This window comes from Komagataeibacter intermedius TF2, assembly GCF_000964425.1.
Lineage (GTDB): Bacteria > Pseudomonadota > Alphaproteobacteria > Acetobacterales > Acetobacteraceae > Komagataeibacter > Komagataeibacter intermedius.
In genome coordinates, this window is sequence record NZ_BANF01000001.1 from 1 (window position 1) to 20159 (window position 20159).

At 63.0% G+C, this 20159-nt stretch carries 17 protein-coding genes and 1 pseudogene; 10 read left to right on the forward strand and 8 right to left on the reverse strand.

The features are described 5' to 3' along the window. A pseudogene (locus tag B7449_RS00005) lies at window positions 1–273 on the reverse strand (hypothetical protein); the annotation flags it as partial. A 316-nt stretch (window positions 274–589) separates the two neighbouring features. On the opposite strand from B7449_RS00005, the gene B7449_RS00015 reads away from it, so the two are divergent. Continuing rightward, window positions 590–2080 carry a glycosyltransferase family 87 protein gene (locus B7449_RS00015; protein WP_141654695.1) on the forward strand — a complete coding sequence of 497 codons (1491 nt, stop codon included), beginning with the start codon at window positions 590–592 and terminating at the stop codon, window positions 2078–2080. A gap of 45 nt (window positions 2081–2125) precedes the next feature. On the opposite strand, the gene B7449_RS00020 is transcribed toward B7449_RS00015, so the two are convergent. Beyond that, window positions 2126–3196, reverse strand: a complete 1071-nt coding sequence (locus B7449_RS00020; protein WP_048883053.1) for a COX15/CtaA family protein — start codon at window positions 3194–3196, stop codon at window positions 2126–2128. Between the two features lie 117 nt (window positions 3197–3313). On the opposite strand from B7449_RS00020, the gene B7449_RS00025 reads away from it, so the two are divergent. The 4 genes from B7449_RS00025 to B7449_RS00040 all read left to right on the forward strand — a co-directional run bounded on the left by B7449_RS00025 (window position 3314) and on the right by B7449_RS00040 (window position 8484). Beyond that, window positions 3314–4018 carry a TVP38/TMEM64 family protein gene (locus B7449_RS00025; RefSeq protein WP_039734131.1) on the forward strand — a complete coding sequence of 235 codons (705 nt, stop codon included), beginning with the start codon at window positions 3314–3316 and terminating at the stop codon, window positions 4016–4018. A gap of 88 nt (window positions 4019–4106) precedes the next feature. Beyond that, window positions 4107–5399, forward strand: coding sequence for a multidrug effflux MFS transporter (locus B7449_RS00030; RefSeq protein ID WP_039734132.1), 1293 nt, complete (start codon window positions 4107–4109; stop codon window positions 5397–5399). 184 nt (window positions 5400–5583) lie between these two features. Next, window positions 5584–6114, forward strand: a complete 531-nt coding sequence (locus B7449_RS00035) for an adenine phosphoribosyltransferase (RefSeq protein WP_039734133.1) — start codon at window positions 5584–5586, stop codon at window positions 6112–6114. A 135-nt stretch (window positions 6115–6249) separates the two neighbouring features. Beyond that, window positions 6250–8484 carry an FUSC family protein gene (locus B7449_RS00040; protein WP_039734135.1) on the forward strand — a complete coding sequence of 745 codons (2235 nt, stop codon included), beginning with the start codon at window positions 6250–6252 and terminating at the stop codon, window positions 8482–8484. 152 nt (window positions 8485–8636) lie between these two features. Here the strand turns inward: B7449_RS00040 and accC are convergent, their stop codons facing one another. The 3 genes from accC to aroQ are packed head-to-tail and all read right to left on the reverse strand — an operon-like array spanning window position 8637 to window position 10905. Further along, window positions 8637–9989 (reverse strand): acetyl-CoA carboxylase biotin carboxylase subunit, encoded by a 1353-nt coding sequence (gene accC, locus B7449_RS00045; protein ID WP_039734136.1) that lies wholly within the window; start codon window positions 9987–9989, stop codon window positions 8637–8639. Then, window positions 9989–10453 carry an acetyl-CoA carboxylase biotin carboxyl carrier protein gene (locus tag B7449_RS00050; RefSeq protein WP_039734137.1) on the reverse strand — a complete coding sequence of 155 codons (465 nt, stop codon included), beginning with the start codon at window positions 10451–10453 and terminating at the stop codon, window positions 9989–9991. The genes accC and B7449_RS00050 overlap by 1 nt, the downstream gene beginning before the upstream one ends. Next, entirely contained in the window at window positions 10450–10905 is a 456-nt protein-coding gene (aroQ, locus tag B7449_RS00055) for a type II 3-dehydroquinate dehydratase (RefSeq protein WP_010514708.1), read from the reverse strand. The genes B7449_RS00050 and aroQ overlap by 4 nt, the downstream gene beginning before the upstream one ends. 150 nt (window positions 10906–11055) lie before the next feature. On the opposite strand from aroQ, the gene B7449_RS00060 reads away from it, so the two are divergent. Next, window positions 11056–11598: a septal ring lytic transglycosylase RlpA family protein gene (locus B7449_RS00060; protein ID WP_039734138.1), complete on the forward strand. Its 543-nt coding sequence runs from the start codon at window positions 11056–11058 to the stop codon at window positions 11596–11598. Between the two features lie 16 nt (window positions 11599–11614). Here B7449_RS00060 and B7449_RS00065 read toward each other — a convergent pair whose 3' ends face one another. Further along, window positions 11615–12667 (reverse strand): YihY/virulence factor BrkB family protein, encoded by a 1053-nt coding sequence (locus B7449_RS00065; protein WP_199858292.1) that lies wholly within the window; start codon window positions 12665–12667, stop codon window positions 11615–11617. 271 nt (window positions 12668–12938) lie between these two features. Here B7449_RS00065 and B7449_RS00070 point away from each other — a divergent pair, with 271 nt between their 5' ends. Together B7449_RS00070 and B7449_RS00075 are read left to right on the forward strand one after the other, a co-directional pair. Continuing rightward, window positions 12939–14069: a type III PLP-dependent enzyme gene (locus B7449_RS00070; protein ID WP_039734140.1), complete on the forward strand. Its 1131-nt coding sequence runs from the start codon at window positions 12939–12941 to the stop codon at window positions 14067–14069. Window positions 14070–14188: 119 nt separating this feature from the next. Beyond that, entirely contained in the window at window positions 14189–14581 is a 393-nt protein-coding gene (locus B7449_RS00075; protein WP_039734177.1) for a copper resistance CopC family protein, read from the forward strand. Window positions 14582–14694: 113 nt separating this feature from the next. On the opposite strand, the gene ccmB is transcribed toward B7449_RS00075, so the two are convergent. Then, window positions 14695–15348, reverse strand: coding sequence for a heme exporter protein CcmB (gene ccmB / locus B7449_RS00080; protein WP_039734178.1), 654 nt, complete (start codon window positions 15346–15348; stop codon window positions 14695–14697). 23 nt (window positions 15349–15371) lie between these two features. Then, window positions 15372–16016, reverse strand: a complete 645-nt coding sequence (ccmA, locus tag B7449_RS00085; RefSeq protein WP_010514714.1) for a heme ABC exporter ATP-binding protein CcmA — start codon at window positions 16014–16016, stop codon at window positions 15372–15374. Between the two features lie 279 nt (window positions 16017–16295). Here ccmA and acnA point away from each other — a divergent pair, with 279 nt between their 5' ends. Both acnA and B7449_RS00095 read left to right on the forward strand, forming a co-directional pair. Beyond that, the gene (gene acnA, locus B7449_RS00090; protein ID WP_039734145.1) at window positions 16296–18989 is read left to right on the forward strand and encodes an aconitate hydratase AcnA; all 2694 of its coding nucleotides are present in this window, start codon (window positions 16296–16298) and stop codon (window positions 18987–18989) included. 234 nt (window positions 18990–19223) lie between these two features. After that, the gene (locus B7449_RS00095; protein ID WP_039734147.1) at window positions 19224–20120 is read left to right on the forward strand and encodes a LysR family transcriptional regulator; all 897 of its coding nucleotides are present in this window, start codon (window positions 19224–19226) and stop codon (window positions 20118–20120) included. The last annotated feature ends 39 nt before the right edge of the window (window positions 20121–20159 follow it).

Here is a 20159-nt window from a genome sequence, read left to right on the forward strand (position 1 = left end):
GCCGCCACCGCGCCAGTCACCGCCACCCCGGCCGCCGCCGTGCCAGCCGTCGCCGCCCCGGCCACCACCGAAGCCGCCACCATGGAAGCCGCCGCCCCCACCATGCGGTTCGGCATGGGCGACCGGTCCGCATGCGATCAGTGCCAGCAGCGCACCTGTCATGACATGTTTCAGCTTGAGCATGTTCCATTCCTGCATATCTGAATGCGATGTATCGCAGAAAATTACCCGTCCGGAAAAGACGTAGCCTGTCCCGTGGCCGGATTGTCCCATGGTGTCCGGCGTAATGGTGGGCTGCCTGATGCCTGCCGTCCGGTTCCGGGCAGCGTGCGCTCCATATAGGTATTTTCTGTCCGGTTTGCACCTGTGCGTGGCTCAGGGCATGACACCATAAAAAATGGGCAACGTGGCATATGAAATTATTGCAGCCTGTTCTAACGGTATCCATCGGACCCGGTTCGGGTCAGCATGGGCACGCATGCATCAGTCAGGGTATCGGGATCAGGACATTGTCACCGTGGGGTTACAGAAATATCCGGATGCGCCACATTCCCTCCGTTTTTTTGCACTCATATGTATTTAAAGTGCCATGAACAATAAAAACCATACAGAAAATATGAATCGTATTGTAGAAAAAATAACAACCAAGAATTACATATGTATTTTTCTTGGTATATTTTTTGTATGTGTTCTGCTTGCCCCGCATGTGGCGTTCATTACCGCCCATGTCTCGTTATCCAGCAATGAAGGGTGGAATGCCTATCTGGCGCAGCGTGCCATAGGGCTGGACCATGCGCCGCTATACCCGCCATCGGACCAGATGGTGTTCAATAATTACCCGCCCAGTTCGTTCTATGTCGTTGGCCTGTTCGGCTGGCTGGTGGGGGACATGATCGTGGCGGGGCGGATCATCTCGCTTCTGGCGCTGCTGTATTGTGCCTGGGCTACGGGGCGTATCGTCCTCGCCTGTGGCGGAACACGGGCGGGGGCGTGGCTGGCGGGCCTGCTGGTCATGATCTATTCCGCCGTGTTCTACAGCGATTATGTCGCCATGGATGACCCGCAGTGGCTGGGGCAGGCCGTCATCATGACAGGATTCATGGTGCTGCTGGGCAATGGCCGCGAACCGGGGGGGGCTGGCGCGTGGCGGCCTTTCTGCGCGGGTTTCATCATGGTGGCGGGACTGACCTTCAAGCACAACATACTGGCCCTGCCCGTGGCGGTACTGGTGTGGCTGCTGCTGACCAACCGGCGTCATGCCGTGGCGTGGATGGGGGGATGCCTGCTGTCGCTGTGCCTGCTGGGGGGGGTGTATTACGCCAGTTTTGGCCCGGATTTTGTGCAGGGCGTCCTTGGTCACAAGCGCATTTTCCGCGCGTATGGCCTGCTCAAGGGACTGGGTAACGTGCTGGGGCTGAGCGGCATGGTGGCATCGTGCGCATTCGTGCCCTGGTTACGTCTGCGGCATCGGTACGGCCTGCTGCTGGGGCTGTATCTGGCGTTGGCGGCGGCATCGGCCATCGTGCAGCGCACGGGCATGGGCGTGTCGCATAATGCCTGTTTCGAGGCGCTGATCGCCGCCAGCCTGTGCGCGGGGCTGGCCATGTCGTCCCTTGCAACGGGGGCACGGATGATTGGCCGCGTCCCCGCCCGCATTGTCCTTGTCGGCATGGTGGGGCTGAACCTGCTGCCGGTCATGGTCAGCATGCCGGCCTATGTCCCCTATCTGTACCGTGTCAGCGTGACCAGCATCGCAAACCATCTCGATGCATCGAACGAAACGGTCGCCGCCGTGCGCGCGATTGATGGCAATGTCGCGTGTGAGACGCTGGCCCTGTGCTACTGGGCGCACAAGCCGGTGGTGATGGATTTCTTCAATTATTCCCAGCATGTCGCCGTCACGCATGACGCCACGGCGCTGGAGCGCGTCGTGGACCGGCATGATGTTGCGGCGTTCGTCAGCAATTCACTCTTCGATACGCAGGAAGACGTCTGGGAGTTTACGGACCTGTGGCGCATTATCCGCGCGCGCTATACCCATGCACGGTTGCAGGGCGTGGCCTATATCGTAACGCCCTGACCGCAGTGGTGGTGGCGCGGCGTGCGCGCCGCCACACACGCAGTGTTACGGGTGGCCCACCCCCCGCAGGCGATGCAGGGTGACGATGGCGGCTGTCAGCACGATGGCGGCACAGGTCTGGTGCACCGTGCCCGCCCACACCGGCACCACCAGCAGCAGCGTGGTGATCCCGAGTGCGTACTGCAGCAACACCAGCCACCCCAGTACCGCCAGCGCATTATGGACATCCTGACCCAGTTGCGGCGTGCGCAGTCCCAGCACGATCGTGCCCCCAATGACCAGCGCCGTGGTGGTGGCCAGCAGCCGGTGGTCAAACTGGACGGCCGGGATGTTCTGGAACCAGTTCAGCCAGAACGGGTGCAGCCGCGCATAGCCCTGCGGGATCAGGTGCCCGTCCATGAGCGGGAAGGTATTGTAGGCAAATCCTGCATGCGTGCCTGCGGTAAAGCCACCCGCGATGACCGTGATGCCCACCAGCAGGCAGATGGCCCAGACCAGACGGTGGACGCGCACGACCTCGGGCGTTGCGGGAATGAAAGCGGGACGCGGCGTGCGCACGGACAGCGCCGTCCACAGGATGGCGATGTACAACGCAAAGGCGCAGCACAGGTGCAGCACCAGCCGCACGGGGGCGACCGCCGTGCTGTCGGGATTGAAGCCTGACGCCACCATAAACCAGCCGATGGCGCCCTGCAGGCCGCCCAGCACGAAAAACAGCACCAGCCGCAGCGCCAGGCTGCGTGTCAGCGCGCCGGTGATGGAAAACCAGACCAGTGGCACCAGCAGGACCAGCCCCATGAGCCGACCCCAGAACCGGTGCGTCCATTCCGCCCAGAATATCTGCTGGAATCCGGCCAGCCCGAATCCGTCATGCAGGATCTTGTACTGCGGAATGGTTTTGTACAACGCGAACTGCCGTTCCCATTCCGCATGGCTCAGCGGCGGGATCATGCCGGTAATGGGCCGCCAGTCCATGATGGACAGGCCCGATCCGGTCAGGCGGGTATAACCACCCAGCGCAATCATGCCGACCAGCATGAAGCAGATTGCAAACAGCCACGTCGAGATACGCTGCCGGTTGCGCAGCTCCTGCGCGGACGGGGGCGTACGGCCCATCAGGGAGCCATTTCGGGAATATGCGGACATAACCGGATTTAGACCGCCCTTGCAGTCCGCCGCAAGGCGATGCTAGGCGCGAAGAAGCAAATCGCAGTCGGAAAACGGGACGCACGCATGACATTATCGCACGCCGCACGGCCTGCACCCCCTGCGCGGTCCACGTTGCGCGTGCTGGTCCGGCCCATCATGCTGCTGGCGGCCTTTGTCGGGCTGGCCGTGGTTCTGGGCCGCCTGCCCGGGGTGCGCGCCATGCTGACGGCTGGCCCCGCCATGCATGCGGGCGGGGAAGGGGTGGTGATATTCGTGCTGGCCGCCAGCGCGTTCTGTGCATTTGGCCTGCCACGCCAGGCGGTGTGTTTTGCCGCGGGCGCCGCCTATGGAATCGGGGCGGGCTGCGTGCTGGCCACGCTGGCGACCGTGACGGGCTGCCTGATCGGCTATGGCTGGGGACGGTGGGCGGGACGGCCGCGCATGCCCGCGCGGTTTGCGGCAACCATGGCGCGGCTGGATGGTTTCGTGCGTCAGGAACCCTTTATATCCGTGCTGACGCTGCGGCTCATGCCGGTGGGTTCGGCGCTTGTCCTCAATCTGGCTTCGGGCATGCTGGGGGTGCGGGCCGTACCGTTCGTGCTGGCCACCATGCTGGGCAGCCTGCCGCAGACCGTCGTGTTCGTGCTGGTGGGATCGGGTATCCGGCTGGAGGGGCCATGGCGCATCGGGGTGGGGGTCATGCTGTTCGCCCTGTCGGCGCTGCTGGGGCTGTGGCTTATGCGCCGCATGCGCACGCGCCGCCCTGGCGGCGCAGGGGTATCGCGATAGCGAATTGCAGTAATGTCGTAATTAGATGGTGAAAAAGTGGACCCTGCTGGTCTACTAGTCTGCACGATCTTTCAAAATGGAGTGCCTCATGGGCTCATCCGCAACGGCGGGCCATTCAGCGGAAAAGCCCGTGCCGGAAACGACTGTCCGCCCATTGGGGTGGATTGCAATCCTGCTGGGGTTCCTGACCGCAGTCGGCCCGGTTTCCACCGATATCTACCTTCCGGCCTTTCCAGAACTGGAATCGACGCTGCACGGGCGCGCGGGTTCGGCGCAGATGACGCTGGCCATATGGTTCGTCGGGCTTGCGATCGGGCAGATCACCATGGGGCCGCTATCGGACCGTTTCGGGCGACGCCGGCCCATGCTGGTGGGGACGCTGGTCTATACGCTGGCATCGGTCGGGTGCGCGATGGCGCGCGATATTCCGACGTTTTCGTTCTTCCGCCTGGTCGCCTCGCTTGGGGCATCGGCCAGCCTGATCATTCCCAGCGCCTGCGTGCGTGACATGTCGCATGGCAATGAATCCGCCCGTCTCATGTCGCGGCTGGTGCTGGTGATGGGGGTCGTGCCCATCCTGGCGCCCACGCTGGGGGGCATGGTGCTGTCGATTGCGTCGTGGCGGTCGATCTTCTGGGCATCGGCGGTATACGGGCTGATCTGCATCCTGCTGATCTGGCGCGTGCTGCCTGAAACGCTGAAGCCCGAAAACCGCAGTGAATTCTCGCCCGTCACCCTGTTCAGCCGCTACGTGATGCTGGCGCGTGACCGCGGGTTCATCACGCATGCCATGATTGCCGGTTTCTCGTGCTTCATGTCCTTTACCTACCTGTCTGCGGCCCCGTCGGTGTTCCGTGGCCTGTTCGGCCTGTCGGCGGCGCATTTCGGCATGCTGTTTGGCGTGTTCGCGGTGTGCATGATCGGGGCGTCGCAGCTGAATGGCATGCTGGTGGGCCGTATCGACGCGACCCGTATTCTCGGGTTCACGGTGGGGGTCGCACTGGTGGGGACCATCGCCATGACGGCCATGGCCATTGTCATCGCCTTCGCCATGCAGCACGGCGGCCATGCGCCGATGTGGATGATGGGGTGCCTGATCCTGACCATGATGGTGTCGCTGGGCACCACGGGCATCATTGGTCCCAATGCCACGGTCGGCGCGCTGGCCGATCACCCCCGTTTCGCGGGCAGTGCCTCGGCGTTCGTGGGCACGCTGCAATACGTGCTGGGCGCGGTGGCCGGGGCCTTCGTCGGCATGCTGCCGACCAATTCCCCCATTCCCATGGCCGGCGTCATGCTGATGGGGGCCGCGATCATGCTGGTCATGGCGCTGCTGCGGCCCGCACGCCCCCCCGGCAGCACGGTGGCAGGGCAGGAATAAAGTCTCCCCCTTCTGCAATGGCCCGGGCGTGCGCGCCCAAGCATGTGCCCCGCGTCCGGTTGGGGTTGTCGCCCCGCCGTGTGGCGGCTACAGCGGGGGGCCGTCCACTGGGGCGACATTTTCGTGAACGGGACAGGCATGTCCCGGATCTGTATGACCATGCAACGGGGACTGCGCACCGATCATGACGACTGCCAAGATCGACCTGAAACAATATATCCGTAACATCCCGGATTTTCCCAAGCCGGGTATCCTGTTCTACGATATCTCGACCCTGATGCGGAATGCCGATGCGTGGCAGATTGCCATGGGCCGTCTGGCCGCGGCGGTCGCCCCGTGGGCGCCGGACATGCTGGCCGCCATCGAATCGCGCGGGTTCCTGACGGCGGCCCCGCTGGCCAGCCGCCTTGGCTGCGGGCTGGTCATGCTGCGCAAGCCCGGCAAGCTGCCTGGTGAAACCGTGTCCCACAGCTATGACCTGGAATATGGGTCCGATTCGCTGCATATCCAGTCTGATGCGATCCAGCCGGGGCAGCGCGTGGTGGTCATGGATGACCTGCTGGCCACGGGTGGCACGCTGGTGGCGTCGGTTTCGCTGCTGCGCAAGGTGGGGGCCAATGTCGTGGGCGCTGCCACCATGATCGAACTGACGGGGCTTGGCGGTCGCGGCCGGCTGGATGTTCCGGTCAAGACCCTCGTCTCCTACGACGAGTAGACAGGCTGCGCCGGGCACATGGTATGCGGCATGCGCTTTCTTCCATGTTGTCAGCGGGCTGTTGGCCTGTGCGCCGGGCCGTTATGATGTACAGTGTGGATGGATTGTATCTGAACAGGGGAGCCTGATGCCGGGATGAAAGGTCTTGAGCTTTCCCTGATCCGTTTCCAGAATCAGGTCCGTGATTTTTTCAGGCGCCTGTGGCCGCCGGGCATGACCCTGCGGCAGGATCACCTGCGCTGGCTGTACGCGCCCGGCATCTTCACCTTCGGTTACGCGCTGCGGACCACCATTACCTCCCTCATCGCGCTGGGTATCGCCCTGTGGTGGGAACTGGGCAGCCCGCAATGGGCGGCGCTGACGGTCTGGATGGTGGCGCAGGGCACGCGTGGCAAAAGCGTCGCCAAGGCGCGATGGCACCTGTTCGGCATGGTGGTCGGCACGGTCTGCGCCGTGCTGCTGGTGGCGGCTTTTCCACAGGCGCCGCTCATGTTCATTCTCATGCTGGCGATCGGGATCGGCTCGTTCTGTTTTATCGGGACATTGCTGCCCGGTCCCGCGACCATGACCAATTACCGTATCCACGGCATGCGGGCGAGCGGCTTTACCTACGCCATCATCTCGCTCGACGGGATTGCCGATCCCGAGCACATCTTCATGACGGCCATGGCGCGCGCGACCTATATCGTGCTGGGTATCGTGCTGGAGAGTACCGTCTCCTCCCTGTTCCAGTTCAAGCTGGAGGAACGCGCGCAGGATCGCCTGGCCGCCAATTTCCTGACCGCCATCAACGGGGCTGCCCAGACCCTTGCCTCCCTGCTGTCGGGGGATGCGCAGGTGCTCAAGAAGGCGCGTGGCGTCTTTTCCAACATCACCACCCTGAGCGACCAGATCGAATTTGCGGAAGTGGAGATGGGCTCCCACCGTGGGCATGAAGGCGACCATGCGCGCGCCGCCCTGGCCCGGGTGGCCATGCTGCTGTCGCGCGGACTGGACCTGGCGGCCCTGATGCAGGGGCCATGCGGAATGCCCGACGCCGCCTTCGCCGCGACATCGAGCAAGGTGGAAGCCTTCCTCAAGGACATGGCGCCACAGCTTGAAGCCAGTGAGGACATTCATCCCGTCCTTGCCCGCCTGGCGGCGCTTCAGGCCGCATGCCGGCAGAGCGTGGCTGACTCGCTGGATGAGGAAATGGGCAGTCCCGGCAGCGCGCCCACCGATCCGCAACTGGTGCAGATGCTGTCGCAGCAGCGCATGCTCAATTACGCGCTGGGCGAGATACTGGACGAACTGGAACAGGCGCTGATCCAGTTCGACGCCAGCCGTCATCCGCTGCTTCATGACCATTTCCACTATCGGCTCAAGACCTTCCGTGACTGGCAGCAGGCGTTTACCAACAGCCTGCGGGCGTCGGTCACCATTTTCGGGTCGGGACTGATCTGGGTCACGACATCATGGTCATCGGGGCTGACCTTCATGATGTTCGTCTCCATTGTGTGCAGCCTGTTCTCCACGCTGGAAAAACCGGCACTGGCCACGCGGGCGTTCCTGGGGGGGGCGATCATTGCCTCGATCGTGGCGGGGATACTGGTGCTGTGGCGCCTGGCTGAACCCACCACGTATGAAATCATGGCCGTGTGCCTGTTCCTGCCCATGCTGGCGGGGGGCCTGGCCTTTGCCTATCCCGCGCTGGTGCTGGGGGCGGTGTCGTACAACCTGTTCCTGCCCATCCTGCTGGGACCTGGCAACCAGTCGCGGCTGGATGAAGTCGCATTCTTCAATACCGCCATGCCCCTTGTGCTGGGGCTGTGGTACGCCATGTGGTCGTTCCGGCTGGTCCTGCCGTTCGATACGAATGACATGCGCTGGCAGATGCGTACCGGCATCCTGCGCGGGCTGCGCTATATCGCGCGCGCGCGCAACCTGCCCACCACGCTGTATGTGGTTGAACATAACGTGGACCGCTTTGTCCGCCTGCTGACCAATGCCGAAAATACGCCTGATACGATTATCGACGCGTATCTGCAGGGTATCCTGTCGGCCATGACCATCGGGCTGAATGTCATCCGGCTGCGTGCGATCCTTGAACGCCACCTGCTGCCGCCCGAGGCCCAGCGCGCGGTCAGTGACATGATGGGCCGCATGGCGCAGTTCAGCGGTCGGTATGGTGGCCATTATGGCCGCACGGCGCGATCGGCCAAATTCGCCATTGTCCATCTGCAGCAGATGGCGGGACAGGCGGATAATCTGGGCGTGCGGCTGGAAATCGACAGTGCGCTGACGTGCCTGTACGTGATTTCCTATGAACTGGACCACAACCAGAAGTTCTTTGATGCATCCAGCCCCTATCTCGATCCGGTCATGGCCTGACGCTGGCCGGATTGGTTGCCCGGACATGATACATGCATGCGGGACGTGGGCATGACTGGCGCGTGGTTTCGCCGGGCGGCGGGGGAATAAAAAAGGCGGCACCGGAATGGCGCCGCCTTTTTTGTCGTGTCTGCTTTCGGGTGTGGACCGGTTCAGTTCGTTTCCTGCTGTCGGGCCACGAAGTTTTCCAGCCAGTGAATGGTGTAGTCACCCTTGCGGAACTGGGGATCTTCCAGAATCTTGCGGTGCAGCGGAATGACCGTCCTGACCCCTTCGATCACGAATTCATCCAGCGCGCGGCGCATGCGCTCGATGGCTTCAAGCCGCGTGGGCGCACGCACGATCAGCTTGGCGATCATGCTGTCGTAATAGGGCGGCACGCGATAGCCCGCATACAGCGCACTGTCGATTCGCACACCCAACCCCCCCGGCGGGTGATAGACGGTGATCGTGCCCGGCGTGGGCATGAAGGTCTGCGGGTCTTCCGCATTGATGCGGCATTCAATCGCATGGCCTGAAAACGTGATGTCCGGCTGGCTGTAGCCAAGCGGCTCACCCGCCGCGATGCGGATCTGTTCGCGCACCAGATCCACGTCGCACACCATTTCCGTCACCGGATGTTCCACCTGCAGGCGGGTGTTCATCTCGATGAAGCAGAACTGCCCGTCCTGGTACAGGAACTCCAGCGTGCCGGCGTTGCGGTAGCCGAGTCTGGTCAGGGCGGAGGTGGCGATCGTACCGATTTCGTCACGCTGCTTCGCCGTCAGCGCGGGCGAGCCTGCTTCCTCCAGCAGCTTCTGGTGACGGCGCTGGAGCGAGCAGTCACGTTCGCCATAATGAACGACGTTGCCATGCGTGTCGGCCATGATCTGGAGTTCGATATGGCGCGGCTTGTCGAGGTATTTTTCCAGATACACCTCGTCATTGCCAAAGGCGGCACGGGCTTCGGTGCGCGCGACGCTCCATGCTTCTTCAAGGTCGGCCTCGGTGGGGGCGACCTTCATGCCGCGGCCGCCACCGCCGGCAGCCGCCTTGATCAGCACGGGATAGCCGACCCTTGCCGCCACTTCGCGTGCCTGTTCAAGGTTTTCCAGCGCGCCATCCGATCCGGGGACCAGCGGCACACCCAGCGCCTTCATGGTGGTCTTGGCGGTGATCTTGTCACCCATCATGCGGATATGTTCCGCTGTCGGCCCGATGAAGGTGATGCCGTGGGCTTCGACCGTTTCCGCGAAATCGGCGTTTTCCGACAGGAAGCCGTAACCGGGATGGATCGCATCCGCGCCGGTAATGGTGGCGGCCGACAGGATGGCCGCGACATTGAGATACGAGTCGCGACTGGCGGGCGGCCCGATGCATACGGCTTCATCCGCCAGGCGGACATACATGGCGTCCGTGTCGGCCGTGGAATGCACGGCAACCGTCCGGATACCCAGTTCGCGACAGGCCCGCTGGATGCGCAGGGCGATCTCGCCACGATTGGCAATGAGGATCTTGGAAAACATTACTCTATGATGACCAGCGCTTCGCCAAATTCGACCGGGTCGCCCGACTGCACCAGAATCCTGCTTACGGTGCCTGCGCGCGGGGCCTTGATCTGGTTGAAGGTCTTCATCGCCTCGATCAGCAGCAGCGTCTGGCCCGCGCTGACCTGCTGGCCTTCGGTGACGAATGACGGGGAAGACGGGTCGGGCGCCAGATAGGCGACACCCACCATCGGGCTGGTCACGGCGCCGGGGTGCTTGGCCGGATCGGTGACCGCGGGGGTCACGGGCGTCGCAGGTGCCACGGGGATGGGCGCGGCGGCCACGGGGGCCGGGGCGGGCACGGCGTGGGCGACCGGTGCTGCCGCGCGGACAACACGGATGCGGTTGTCCTTTTCCGCGATCTCGATTTCGGTCAGGCCGGTATCGGTCAGAATTTCAGCCAATGCCCGAATGGCATCCGCATCCACGAGCAGTCGGCTCATTGATCGTCCTCGTCCAGAATCATGTCTGTCATGGCCTGAAGCGCAAGGGCATACCCCCGTACGCCCAGCCCGCATATGACGCCAATGGCGGCGCGGGAGACGTAGGAGTGATGACGGAAGGCTTCACGGCGGTGAATGTTGGAAATGTGTACCTCGATCACAGGCAGATCAACGGCAAGAAGCGCATCAAGGATCGCAACCGAGGTGTGGGAATAGGCCGCCGGGTTGATGATGATGCCGCGTGCGCGGCCCCGGCATTCCTGTATCCATGAAACGAGTTCCCCCTCCCCATTGGTCTGGCGGAAGTCGATGGCCACATCCAGGCGTTCGGCGGCCTGGACACAGACCTGTTCCACGTCATCCAGTGTGGCGTGACCATAAACCTCGGGCTGTCGCAGTCCGAGCATGTTCAGGTTGGGGCCGTTCAGCACGGCAATGAGAGGGCGCTCCATGATGCACGCGCCTAGCACGCCCGCCGCCCGGTTCCAAGTCCGATCATGGCAGGTGTGGCGTACAAGCCCCTTCATGACCCATGCCGGGGCCGTATCGGGACATGTGACGCTATCGGTATGATATCGGTGCCTCACATGTTATGGAGGGGTATGACAGGATATCCCGATCAGCCGCATGCTGGCGTGGGGATGGGTCGCGGCGCGGCGCGGTTTGCGTGGCCGGTGGTTGTGGCGTGTCTCATGCTGGCGGCATCCGGCTCCATGCAGGTGGCCTGTGCCGCGGTCAGGCATGGCGCGGTCATGGGGCGGCATGGCGGTCGTGCCGCCACGCGGCAGCTTCCTGTCATGACGCATGTCCCCGCGCACTGGAGCCAGCACGGGCTGGCCAGCTGGTATGGTACCGGCCGGCAGCTGGGCCATGTCACGGCATCGGGCGAAATGTTTGATCCCGGTGCGCTGACCGCCGCCCATCCCCAGCTGCCGCTGGGCACGCGGGTGCTGGTGTCTTCACGCCGGACGGGGCGTTCGGTCGTGGTCAGGGTGAATGACCGGGGCCCCTATCATGGCCATCGTATTCTCGATCTGTCGCCCGAGGCGGCGCGCCAGCTGGGCATGATGGGCATGGGGACCGCGCAGGTCGATCTCCAGCCCCTGCCGGAGGATGAGGAAGAAGTGGCCAGCGCGCCGCGCTGAGACCGTTCCGGCCTGATTACAGGCTCTGGTGCTTTGTCCAGCCTTCCATGGTCTTTTCGGGCGCGCAGCGCAGCTTCATCTCGATTTCCAGCCCGGCATTCAGTTCGGCGCCCAGCAGCACGACATAGGCCGAGACATAGAACCACATCATGATGGCGATGAACGCGCCCAGCGGCCCGTACGTGGCGCTGTAGCCCGCGATATGGCTGACATAATAGGAAAACCCTGCGGACGAGAGCAGCCACAGCAGCGTCGCCCCCACCGATCCGGGCAGGATGCAGCGCCAGTACGTATGGGGTCGGTTGGGTCCGAAGCGGTACAGCACGGAACACAGCGACAGCACGAACAGCAGCATGAGCAGCGGGCCGCCCATGCGCACCAGCAGTTCGACCGATCCCGGCGGCGGGGCAAGCGACAGCCGCTGCGGCAGGTAGTCCAGCAGGAACGGCAGCCCCACCATCAGGGCCAGTGTCAGGATCCCGCCACAGATCGAACAGAACGTAAGCCCCATGCCCATGGCCTGGAATCGTAAGAAGCTGCGTGTTTCCGGCGTGTTGTAGGCGACATTCATGGCCATGATCAGCGACCGTGTGGCGGCCGAGGCCGACCATGTGGCGATGGTGGTCGATATGATCAGGTTGAGCGTGAGTGACGAATGCGATTCGGCCACCAGCAGGTGGATGCGATCCCCGATCATGTCATAGGCAGATGGCGGCAGCAGGTTGCGCAGGACCACCAGCTGGGGTTCCACCGTCTGCGGATCGAACAGCAGGCCGTACAGGGAAATGAGCGTACTCATGGCCGGAAACAGCGACAGGGTGGCATAGAACGCGCACCCCGCCGCAGCCAGCGTGATCTGGTCGGATACGATGTTGCGGGCGACCTGTTGCGCCACCTTCTTGACCTGCTGCATGGAAAACTGCGGCAGGCAGTGCTCGGGCGGTGGAATGTCCGTCATATCGATTTCGGGAGAAGAGGAACCAATCAAGGGGCGCTTCGTGTCCTGTTTACGGCCAAGAATGGGCAGGCCGGCCAGTGGGGCGGCATGTGTATATTGTGCCACGATCATGTGACCTTAGATGAAAAACTGCCCCAGGGGATGATTTTTCTATTGCGTCACGCGCGTATTGTCCGCATATGCGCTCCCTACGCAACAACGCACGTGCCACTGGCCCTCTGAGGTTACGCAACGACGTCAAGCGTTCTGGCAATCGGGCCACCACAGGGTGGGGGTCCTTAATTGGTCGCTGGTCCGTTAGACCGTTTCGCAACATCTGTCCGTTTGTGCAATTCCAGAATTGTGTTCATCCGGGCGGCAGTACAGAAGGGATTTGGGTGCGATGACTCCCAAAATCGCTCGTTATCTGGCTGAGCAGTCTCCTGCTACGCCATGCCTTGTCGTTGACGTTGACCGAGTGGAGGAACGCTATCGCGCACTGCGCGAGGCGCTGCCGCTTGCCCGGATCTATTATGCGGTCAAGGCCAATCCCGCCCGGGAAATCCTGACCCGCCTCGTGGGGCTGGGTTCGGCGTTCGACGCCGCGTCGTGGGAAGAGATCTCCATGTGCCTCGACGCGGGTGCGCGCGCGGCGGACATTTCCTTTGGCAACACGGTCAAGAAGGCCTCCAATATCGCCCGCGCCTTTGCCGCTGGCGTGGACATGTTCGCCTTCGACTGTGTGGAAGAACTGGAAAAGCTGGCCCGCCATGCGCCGGGTTCGCGTGTCTACTGCCGCCTGATCGTGGAAAACGAAGGTGCCGACTGGCCGCTGTCGCGCAAGTTCGGCACGACGCTGGACAATGCGCGTGACCTTATGCTGCGCGCCCGTGACCTTGGTCTGGACCCGTATGGCCTGTCCTTCCATGTGGGCAGCCAGCAGACGGAAACCGGCGCGTACGAAGCCGCCATCGCGCGGGTGGGCATGCTGTTCACCGACCTGAAGGCGGCGGGGCTTGACCTGCGCATGGTCAACCTGGGCGGTGGGTTCCCCATCCGTTACCGTGACGACGTGCCGGGCATCGACAGCTTTGCGCTGGCGATCAGCCACGCCATGACGGAGCATTTTGGCAACGACCTGCCGGAAATGATTGTCGAGCCGGGCCGCTTCATTGTTGGTGATGCCGGTGTGGTGTCGTCCGAGGTGGTGCTGGTCAGCCGTCGCGGCATCGATGATGGCGTGCGCTGGGTCTATCTTGATATCGGACGTTTTGGCGGCCTGGCGGAAACCGAGGGCGAAGCCATCCGCTACGGCATCCGCACCCCACATGACGGCATGGCGACCGGGCCTGTCGCCATTGCCGGTCCGACCTGCGATGGTGCGGACATCATGTATGAAAAGACGCCCTACGACCTGCCGCTGGGGCTGGAGTCGGGCGACCGGATCGAACTGCTGTCCACGGGGGCGTATGTCTCGACCTACTGCTCGACCGGGTTCAATGGCCTGAAGCCGATTCAGGAACATTATATCTGATACGCCATTTCCCTGACCGGGGGCTGGCAATGCAGGGCGGCGGGATGAAGGTCTTGCCGCCCTTCGCATATCGGGGGAATACACACGGCAGGTTCAATCATGCCGGAGGTGTCGTTCCCGTGTCCTTTTTTCCAATGCTGCGCATGCTTGGTCTGTCCGCCATCCTGTCGGGCGTGGTTGTGGCGCAGGCCTGTGCTGCGCCTGCGCTGGTGCATTCCGAACCTGCGGCAGGACAGCGGATTGCCGCGGGCAACGTAGCCGTGAAACTGTCGTTCGACACCGTAATCGACCCGTTCCGCGCGCGTCTGCTGCTGCTTGGCCCCAGCGGCGTGCCGCAACTGCTGCCCGCATCCCCTATTGATGATGAACAGCAGTCCATTGCCACAAACGTGGCGTTGACGCCGGGGCATTATGTTTTGCACTGGCGCATGCGGGCGCGAACCGGCGATCCGGTGCAGGGGACGCTGCCGTTTGATGTTGGTGCTCCCATGGCCCCCGTTACGGCCAGGTAGGCGACCCTGTCTGACAGATTGATAAATCAGGAATAAAAGTTTCTGGGCGCCGCCTTTTTCAAAAAGGCGGCGTTCTTCGACGCTTTTTGAAAAAGCTTCATCAGAAACTTCTCCTATTCCACAGCGGCCCGCAGTCCGGCGCCCGCCGCCAGCGGGCATAGGGGGATCGCCGCCGCCAGAAAAGCGCCCAGCAGTTCGAGGTCCGGCCCCCATGACAGGCCGGTCTGGGCCGCATCCAGCGCCGCCGCGCCAAAGATCAGCGCGGGCGTGGTCAGCGGAAGCACCAGCAGCGGCAGCAGCACGCCACCGCGCCGCGCGCCCAGCACCACCGACGCCGCCATCCCCCCGATCAGCGACAGGATGAGCGTGCCCAGGAACAGCCCGGTCAGCAGCACGACCATGCTGCCTGATGGCATGCCCAGCATGATGGCCAGCGGCCCCGCCGCCAGCAGCAGCGGCAGGCCGGTCGTCAGCCAGTGGGCCATCATTTTCGCCAGCGCGATGAGGGAGGCGGGCAGGCCGGTCATCAGCAGCTGGTCCAGTGACCCGTCCTCCAGTTCCGCACCGAACAGGCGGTCCAGCGGCAGCAGGGCGGCCAGCAGCGCGCAGACCCAGACAATGCCCGGCGCCATGCGGCGCAGCAGTTCGGGCGAGGGGCCAAGCGCCAGCGGGAACAGCGCGCCCGCAAGGATAAAGAACAGCACGGCGCCCAGCGTATCCGCCCCATGGCGCAGCGCGAGCCGCAGGTCACGTTCCAGAATGGCCATGATGAGGGAGGGAATCTGGAATTTCACAGCAGGTCGTCCTCGGGGAAATCCTCCATCGGTTGCGGGATGTCGGATTCGTTCAGGCCCGGCAGCGCCAGCGTGCGGGCATTGGGAAGGGGCAGGGGAACATGGGTGGTTGCAATCACAATTCCGCCAGCCTGTCGATGCGCCGCGAACAGGCCGCCCAGCAGGTCCATCGTGTTGATGTCCAGCCCCAGACTGGGTTCATCCAGCAGCCATAGCGGCGCCTGCGCCAGCAGGACGCGCGCCAGCGCCGCGCGCCGTTTCTGTCCCGCCGACAGCATGCGCGCGGGCAGGTCGGCCAGCCCGGAAATATTAAGCGATTTCATGCACAAATCGGGATTCCCGCCACTCGCGCGGGCTGCCAGCGTCAGGTTCTCGCGCAGTGTCAGCCCCAGCTTCAGCGCATCCTGATGACCCAGATAGGCCACCCGTCCGGCATGCTGGCTGCGATCGGCCAGCGCATCAACGCCGGACCACAGAACATGGCCGCCTTCAGGTTTGCGCAAACCCGCGAGCACGCGCAGCAAAGTGGACTTGCCCGCGCCATTCGGCCCGGTCAGGAGCAGCGCGTCACCTGCATCCAGCGTAAAGCCGACACGGTCCAGAACCAGCCGTTCACCGCGGAAAACTGATATATTTTCCACTTCCAGCAGGGGACGGCCGGGGGGAGTAAAGGCAGGAATGACAGAAATCCTCCAGTCGGTGGGTGATGGGACGGGCGGGTGGAAAAAAACGCCTGCTCCCGCTTTCTTGTTACCGGCTCCAGCTTGTGTCGCAACCGCGTCCGGGTATGTTCTACCCCCGTTGGGAGATCAAGCAGGTTGTCCCCGACAAGGCCGCAAATCCCGCGCCATGGAAGTGGGGCGGGGGAAAACGGTCATACGGGACGATCCGTTGCTGATGCCTCGGAGGAAACAAAGCCAATGAAGACGGTTGGGCACGACTCAATGAAAACGGGCCGCACACTGAATGTGGACGGCAAGACCTACCATTATTTCTCGATCCCGGAAGCTGAAAAGACGATCGGCTCCGTCAGCCGCCTGCCGGTCAGCCTGAAGGTGCTGCTGGAAAACGTGCTGCGATTCGAGGACGGACATTCCTACTCGGTCGAGGATGCCAAGGCCATCGCCGGATGGCTGAAGGAAGGGCGCAGCACGAAGGAAGTTCCCTTCAAGCCCGCGCGTATCCTGATGCAGGATTTCACCGGCGTTCCCGCCGTGGTCGATCTGGCCGCGATGCGCGACGGTATCCTGAAGCTGAAGGGTGACCCGCAGAAGGTGAACCCGCTGGTTCCCGTCAACCTGGTGATCGATCACTCGGTCATGGTGGACGTGGCGGGGTCTCCCGAAGCGCTGCAGGACAACGTGACCATCGAGTTCGAGCGCAATGGCGAACGCTACGCCTTCCTGCGCTGGGGCCAGGAAGCGTTCGAAAACTTCTCCGTCGTTCCGCCGGGCACGGGGATCTGCCACCAGGTGAACCTGGAATACATCGCGCAGGCGGTGTGGACGGCAAATGTGGATGGCAGGGACTATGCCTATCCCGACACCCTGTTCGGCACCGACAGCCACACCACCATGGTCAATGGCATGGGCGTGCTGGGCTGGGGCGTTGGCGGGATCGAGGCCGAAGCCGCGATGCTGGGCCAGCCGATTGCCATGCTCATCCCCGACGTGATCGGCTTCAAGCTGGTTGGCAAGCTGCCTGAAGGCGCGACCGCCACCGACCTGGTGCTGACGGTTACGCAGATGCTGCGCAAGAAGGGCGTCGTCGGCAAGTTCGTCGAATTCTTCGGCCCCGCCCTTGACCACCTGCCGGTTGCCGACCGTGCGACCATCGCCAACATGGCCCCGGAATATGGCGCGACCTGCGGCTTCTTCCCGGTTGATGACCTGACGCTGGATTACCTGCGCCAGACCGGCCGTGAGGAACATCGCATCAAGCTGACGGCGGAATACCTGAAGGCGCAGGGCATGTTCCGTCATGCCGAATCGGCGCACCCCGTGTTCACCGATACGCTGGAACTCAACCTTGAGACGATCGTGCCGTCCATCGCCGGGCCCAAGCGCCCGCAGGACCGCGTCGTGCTGAAAGGTGCGGACAAGGCGTTCGAGACGGAACTGACCGGCAGCCTGGGCGTGCCCGAAGCCGACAGGAACAAGAAGGCCAAGGTCGCCGGTACCAATTACGAGATCGGCCACGGCGACGTGGTGATCGCGGCCATCACGTCGTGCACCAACACCTCCAACCCCGCCGTGCTGATCGCGGCTGGCCTGGTGGCGAAAAAGGCACGCGCGCTGGGCCTGAAGCCCAAGCCGTGGGTGAAGACCTCGCTCGCGCCGGGATCGCAGGTGGTGACCGACTACCTGAACCGTGCCGGCCTGCAGGCCGAACTGGACGCGATGGGCTTCAACACCGTGGGCTATGGCTGCACGACGTGTATCGGTAACTCCGGCCCGCTGGAAGATCACATTGTCGATGCGATCGAAGGCAACAAGCTGGTCGCGGTTTCGGTGCTTTCGGGCAACCGTAACTTCGAAGGTCGTATTTCGCCCAACGTGCGCGCCAACTACCTTGCCAGCCCGCCGCTGGTCGTGGCGTATTCCCTGCTGGGCACCATGCGTGAGGACATCACCACCACGCCGCTGGGCACGTCCAAGGATGGCAAGCCGGTGTACCTGAAGGACATCTGGCCCACCAACCACGAAGTCGCCGCCCTGATGGGCACCGCGATCACGCGTGAGGAGTTCATCAACCGCTACAAGCACGTAAGCCAGGGCACGAAGGAATGGCAGGCGCTGAAGGTCGCCACCGGTTCCGAAACCTACAAGTGGGACCCGTCTTCCACCTACGTGCAGGACCCGCCGTACTTCCAGGACATCACGCCCGAACCCAAGCCGCGTGGCGACATCATCGGTGCCCGCCTGCTGGCGCTGTTGGGTGACAACATCACGACCGACCACATCTCGCCTGCTGGCGCGATCAAGGAAAGCTCGCCTGCCGGGCAGTACCTTGAAGCGCATGGCGTCGCGAAGAAGGATTTCAACTCCTACGGTTCGCGTCGTGGCAATGACCGTGTGATGGTGCGTGGCACGTTTGCCAACATCCGCATCAAGAACGAGATGCTGCCCGGCACCGAAGGGGGCGTGTCCAAGCACTTCCCGGACGGCAAGGAAGGCTCCATCTACGATGTCGCGATGGAATACAAGAAGGAGGGCGTGCCCCTGGTCGTGATCGGCGGCAAGGAATACGGCATGGGCTCCTCGCGTGACTGGGCGGCCAAGGGCACCCTGCTGCTGGGCGTGCGTGCGGTGGTCGCTGAAAGCTTCGAGCGTATCCACCGGTCCAACCTGGTGGGCATGGGCGTGCTGCCCCTGCTGTTCGAGGAAGGCACGACGCGCAAGACGCTGGGCCTGAAGGGCGACGAGACCTTCGAAATCCGTGGCCTGGACAAGATCACGCCGCGGATGACCATGACCATGACCATCACCCGCGCCGATGGCTCCAAGCAGGACGTGCCCCTGCTGTGCCGCGTCGATACGCTGGATGAGGTGGAGTATTTCCGTAATGGCGGAATTCTCCAGACCGTGCTGCGTGGCATGACCAAAGCCGCGTAATCATGGCGCCTGTCCCGGTCCAGACCGGGATGGAATGAAAAAGGACGGCGGCCCGTATCATGCGGGCCGCCGTTTTTTTTAGGGCAGGGCATATATGCATGATCAGCATAGGTAAACGGGATTACCGTTGCATTTTACACATATCCGTGGTGTCTTTTCTCTATATTGTGCATAAATAAGATGCCGTTTAGAACAATGACTATGTAATAACATAGTTAAGGGTGCTGAGGCTTCATGGATCTGCTTTCTGCCTTGCATAGCTTCGTCCGTGTGGCCGCCACGGGTTCATTCTCGGCGGTGTCAAGGGAGACGGGGGCAAGCCAGCCCACCATTTCCCGCCATATTGCGTTGCTTGAAGCCCATTACGGCGCGACGCTGTTCGCCCGGACCACCCGCAGCCTCATGATGACGGAAGACGGGCGCAGCCTGCTGCCGCATGCCTATGAAGTGCTGGAAATCCTTGAAACGGCGGAAACGGCCCTTGGTCGCCGCCGTGCATCGGTGTCCGGCCTTGTGCGCCTTGGCGTGACCACGGCGTTTGGCCTGTATCTGACCAGTCGGCTGGGCAGCCTGCTGGAGGAACATCCCGACCTGTCGGTTGAACTGGTCATGCGGGACGGTTTTGGCGACCTGGTGGAAGAAGGGCTGGACCTTGCCATCCGTATCGGGTCCATTGCCGAAGGGTCGCTGATTGCCCGCAGGCTGGGCTCGGTCCATCGCTGCGTGGTGGCGTCGACCGATTACCTGGCCCGACGTGGCACGCCGGAACATCCGCGCGACCTGCTGAACCACCCCTGCATTGCCTACAGCTATGGCGGCACCCGTCATGACTGGCAGTTTGGCCGTAAGGGCGAAGCTGAAACCACTGTCGCGGCCAGTGGCCCCTTCCGCGCCAATAGCAGCGAGGCCGTGCTGGAGGCGGTACGCGCGGGGCTGGGGATTGGCATGCTGCCGACATTCCAGGTGGAAGAGGACATCGCTGCCGGTCGTCTCAAGCACCTGCTGCCGGAATGGACCATTCCGGAACTGCCGTTCTATGCCGTGCATACCGGGCCGCGTACGTTGCCGCTGCGCACCCGTACCGTGCTGGACTTCCTGATCGAGATCTCAGACGTATTGCGGCAGGGTTAGAGCGCACTGCGAATAGCTTGAATCATAGGATTCCCAAAG